The sequence below is a fragment of the Endozoicomonas sp. genome, from assembly GCF_031844845.1.
In the GTDB taxonomy this organism is placed as follows: domain Bacteria; phylum Pseudomonadota; class Gammaproteobacteria; order Pseudomonadales; family Endozoicomonadaceae; genus Endozoicomonas.
This window is the reverse complement of record NZ_JAVRMB020000090.1, coordinates 1-4,443: the sequence shown is the minus strand read 5'-3', so window position 1 is coordinate 4,443 and position 4,443 is coordinate 1. Positions and strand designations below refer to the sequence as shown.

General features: G+C 46.0%; 5 protein-coding genes. 3 read left to right on the top strand and 2 right to left on the bottom strand.

The genetic code is table 11. The features are described from left to right. Positions 1–179: 179 nt before the first annotated feature. The gene (locus RM811_RS04130) at positions 180–479 is read left to right on the top strand and encodes a transcriptional regulator (protein ID WP_402521030.1); all 300 of its coding nucleotides are present in this window, start codon (positions 180–182) and stop codon (positions 477–479) included. 202 nt (positions 480–681) lie between these two features. Then, positions 682–1,746, top strand: a complete 1,065-nt coding sequence (locus RM811_RS04125; protein ID WP_402521034.1) for a type II toxin-antitoxin system HipA family toxin — start codon at positions 682–684, stop codon at positions 1,744–1,746. 17 nt (positions 1,747–1,763) lie between these two features. Here the strand turns inward: RM811_RS04125 and RM811_RS04120 are convergent, their stop codons facing one another. After that, the gene (locus RM811_RS04120) at positions 1,764–3,104 is read right to left on the bottom strand and encodes an ATP-binding protein (RefSeq protein WP_402521029.1); all 1,341 of its coding nucleotides are present in this window, start codon (positions 3,102–3,104) and stop codon (positions 1,764–1,766) included. 680 nt (positions 3,105–3,784) lie between these two features. Here RM811_RS04120 and RM811_RS04115 point away from each other — a divergent pair. After that, on the top strand, positions 3,785–4,129 hold the full coding sequence (locus RM811_RS04115) for a UPF0175 family protein (RefSeq protein WP_402521027.1): 345 nt from the start codon (positions 3,785–3,787) through the stop codon (positions 4,127–4,129). A gap of 195 nt (positions 4,130–4,324) precedes the next feature. Here the strand turns inward: RM811_RS04115 and RM811_RS04110 are convergent, their stop codons facing one another. After that, the gene (locus RM811_RS04110) at positions 4,325–4,438 is read right to left on the bottom strand and encodes an IS1 family transposase (RefSeq protein ID WP_402521032.1); all 114 of its coding nucleotides are present in this window, start codon (positions 4,436–4,438) and stop codon (positions 4,325–4,327) included. Positions 4,439–4,443: the final 5 nt, after the last annotated feature.

Here is a 4,443-nt window from a genome sequence, read left to right as displayed (position 1 = left end):
AGGTAAAAATTCCTGATTTAACGCACCATAGATATCCAGCGCCGAGTCCTTAATCCTTTCGCCAGCATCGGTTGGCCACATACCAACTCTCAAATAAAAAGACACAATAATATCCAATAAATGGATTTTCAGAACATATTGGCTACTACTATGACCATATAAGAAAATTTCAGATATCTATGACTCTTATCTCTTTACTCACAGCATCGGATCTTCAGCAACAACTTGCAGAAACGATCAAGCTCCTCAGGAAACGGAAAAAGCTCTCCCGTAAAGCATTAACGGAAATCAGCACCGTGCCGGAAGCCACTATCAAGAAATTTGAGACCACAGGTCAAATCTCCTTACGGCAATTTCTTCTGCTCTGGCAGTCTTTAACCGAATTGCGCCTCATCGCAGACCTGGCCAAACAAGTCACACAGGATTCAAGCCGGGACTCTCCAAAGTCCATTGATGATGTTCTCAAGGGAGAAATGTGAGCGCCAAAAAAGTTCAACATCTTCATGCCTGGCGACGGCTCAGCGATGGGCAGGAGATTCTTGTGGGCCAACTGGCTCAAAATCAGCAGGGTGTTTTTTTTCAATATGAGGCAGATTATTTAAACAAAGGCCACGCCTCTCTCCGTTTACCCTTTCCTTTGACGCCACCTTACAACCAGCCCCCAGAACACCCCATGCAGGGCTGCACGGCCTCTTTTCTGATTCGCTTCCTGATGGCTGGGGCACGTTACTTATGGACCGGGTGTTTCGTCAGCAGGGTCTCCCCCCCCATGAAATCACGCCAATGGATCGCCTGGCTTACATAGGTAAGCGAGGAACCGGCGCACTGCATTACACCCCGGCCATGGAGCATGAGCATGCAGAAAACCTGACAGAGATGGCTGCCCTGGGAGAACAAGCCACTTCAGTGTTTGATGGCCAGACGGATAAGGTTCTGTCGGCTCTGGCCAATGCAGGGGGTTCTGGTGGTGCCAGACCCAAAGCATTAATTTATATTGATCCTGAGCAACCCGGCTATGTGCGAACCTCAGACGACAACGGAGCTTACCAGCCCTGGCTGATTAAGTTCACCTCACCAAAGTTTGCTTTAGACCATGATGAAGGCTTGTGTGAAGCAGCCTGGCTGGCTATGGCCAGGCAGTGTGGTATCCCGGTGCCTGAACATCGGCTTTTCCCTCAGGAAAACGGTCGAACCTGGCTGGCAGTAAAACGCTTTGATTGTCTGAATGGCATTAAGAATGGCCGCCACCATATGCAAACTCTCTGTGGATTGCTGGATGCGGATTTCCGCCAGCCCTCTATGGACTACGAGGATCTGATCAAAGCCAGTCAGGCTTTATGCCAGAGCCCTGCTGTTGGCCGATCGCAATTTCTGCGAGCGATGTTTAACCTCTTTGCTGCCAACCAGGATGACCATACCAAAAACTGGTCTTTCCTCATGTCAGATAAGGGACATTGGCAACCTTCCCCCATGTATGATGTGACATTCAGCCCAACCCCCTACCATGAGCACGCCATTGCATTTGGTGGCTATAGCGCTAAACCACCATTGAAAGTGATTCAAAAGCTGGCCACCCTGGCAAATTACAGTTCCTGGAAAGAGGCTCAGAAAGATCTCCACCGGATTTGTGATGCACTCGCTGGATGGCCTGACATAGGCCGTGATCTGGGCATACAGCCTAATCTGATTAAAGAAATCAGCGTATATATCAGTAAGGTCTATCAGGAAAATCGCAGCTTACTGTAGATTTATGTGCATTCAACTCAACCCACAACATCCCTGATTTTAGAAACATAATAAAGTGGCAGCACTTTTGCGGCAGGGTCATCCAGTGAACCGGTTGAGCCAATAAACTTTAATGTTGCAGTAGGCCCATATCGTTGAACATACGTTTGCAGTGATTTGGCCCGGGTTCTTTTACCGCTTTTCACTTCAACAGGGATAACGTCTCCTGCATCTGTTTTGAACAAAAATTCAATTTCACTTCGAGCATATTCCCACGAATACGTTGGACTGCCGAATTTGGTAATGAGTTCGTTTTGCACAAAATTTTCTGCAACATAGCCTTTGTAACTATATTTTTGCTCTCGATGCTCTTTGTAGCTGACCCCGAGCATATGGCCAAGCAAACCTACATCGAATAAAAACAACTTGAAAATATTGTCTTTGGCGAGAGGCTTAAATGGTGAGCCCGGCTGGCAGTCGATTGGATGGCATTTTGAAATCAGCCTGCACTTTTCCAGCCAATTGACAGGGCCGGCCAGATCTTTGTAGCGGCTCTTTTTCTCAATAACGTCTTTAAATTTGAATCGCTTTACAGAGTCATCCCTATTTTTCGATAACTGAACAGGCACGTTTTCAAAAACCGCTTGTATATGTTGTGCTGAAACCTTATCGGAATATTTACCGAAATCACGCTCATAACCAGCAATGAGTGACCTATGTATTTGATTAACTCGCTGGATTCTTTCAATGATGCCAGGCTCTGGTTCTGCTCTTGATTCTACTTCTGACTCCAACCCAAACCACACCTTCACGGCTTCAGGCATACCACCGACAAAGTAATAATCAATCAGTAAACTGAACAGCTTTTCATGGGCAACCTTACCCAGATTCATTTGCTCAAAGGCTTTAGTGAGTGAAGGCTGATTTGAAGCCCAGAGAAACTCTTCAAATGTCAGCGGGTACAACTCCAAAAACTCGACCTTGCCAACAGGGAATGAGCCTAAAAGACCAATATTGGAGCCCGATGCACAGACAAACATATCCGGGCATTGCTCAGCAAAAAACTTGAGAGAATTAATGGCAGACTGACATTCTCCGATTTCATCGAAGATGATAAGGTCCTGATGCCTATCAATACTGATATTCAGCTCAAGCTCGATATTAGTGAGAATATCGTCGGGCATCAGTGAGTCGGCAAACAAGCTCACTAAATTTGGCTGTTCAAGAAAATCGAGCCGTATAACTTGCCCAAAGTGCTCGCCAAGCAGGGTTTCAAGTAGAAAAGACTTGCCAGTTTGCCGTGCACCATCAAGCAGTACAGGCTTTCTGGCCGGTTGTTCTTTCCAGTCCAGCAACGTTTGCAGCAGCAGTCTTTTCACTTGTCAGCTCACTTATCAGCCAGATTTATTTAATTCTCCGTACACAAAGACTACAGATAAACACTTTGATGCGCAATAAAAAGTAAATTTAGCACATTATCTTGCGCGTAAAAATGTAGTAACCTTTAAAATAAATGCGCATAAAAGCGAACACCCTGATTATTTGGATTCTTGCTGGCACTCAGTTCGCCTGCATATTCTGACACTTGCGGTCCGTGTAAACCGGACGATATCCGTGGGTTGTAAAAGCTTTTTCTGAAAACTGCCCACTCTCAACAACTCCAGCGCATAAGCTGAACTATATGGGGCTTCGGCTTTGTTGCCTTATCTATACCGATCGTAATGAAGTTCGGCGAATTATCAGTTTGAGGAAAGCAAACAGACGGGAGATCACACGATATGCCAAAGCTTAAACCCGGAACAATATGACCCACCGACGACGAAGAAGCCGCCGTCAATGCTGGCATTGCTGCAGACCCTGACACTTACGAACTCACCGATGAGGAGTTTAAAAACCTGCGCCCTGTGGGCAGACCCAAGGCAGACCCAAGGCAGAAGTGACAAAAGCTTTTATCTTATCTTTTTCGGAAAACGGAAAACGGAATGCGGACCACGATTATTTATCTATAATAGGTACACACTTCGGACACAATTAGCCATCACCCCATAAGGAGCAGGCCATGGGCGCTGATACAACACCAGCGGTTTTTGGCATAAGGGAACTCAGAGAAAGATCCAAAGAACTCAGTGAAGTTGCACTGGCGGGGAAATTAGCCATATTTACCCGTTACGGAGCCCCTCTTATGATCGGCGTACCCATCACCAATATCCTGCTGGAAAAAGGGGTTCACACCGGGCTGGCTATCAGCTTGTATGAAGCGGGCATATTAACACTGGCGAAATCAGCCCAACTGGCCAGTCTGTGTTTAGAAGATTTTATGAAACTGGTATCAAGCCTTGATATACCCATTGCTGATTACTGCATATTCTGGTATCACTTGAACACCGATTCCGGTAACTCTTGAACACCTATTCTGGCAGTGCTTGAACACCCATTCCGGTAACTCTTGAGCCCTTTTTGGTGATTTCCAGAATGGGTGTTCAAATGACCAGAATCACTGTTCAAGCTGCCAGAATACTCATTCCTTCAGGTCTGAAAATATCCCTTACGCATTGATTTTCTTGAATGTTGGCCGCTGGGTAGTGGGCCAAATGTGTGGTCAAGCATAAATATCTACCCCAAATTCAAGCGCGTTAATCAGTAATCCAATGACAATATCGTGCATCTTCTCAAGCTTGGAAAAGCATATACTCTTTCTCGCTAACCGTTTGATCCATG

Bases quoted from the DNA above. Each gene is read 5' to 3' on its own strand.
- RM811_RS04130 (WP_402521030.1), top strand. From the start codon at position 180: ATGACTCTTATCTCTTTACTCACAGCATCGGATCTTCAGCAACAACTT.
- RM811_RS04115 (WP_402521027.1), top strand. From the start codon at position 3,785: ATGGGCGCTGATACAACACCAGCGGTTTTTGGCATAAGGGAACTCAGA.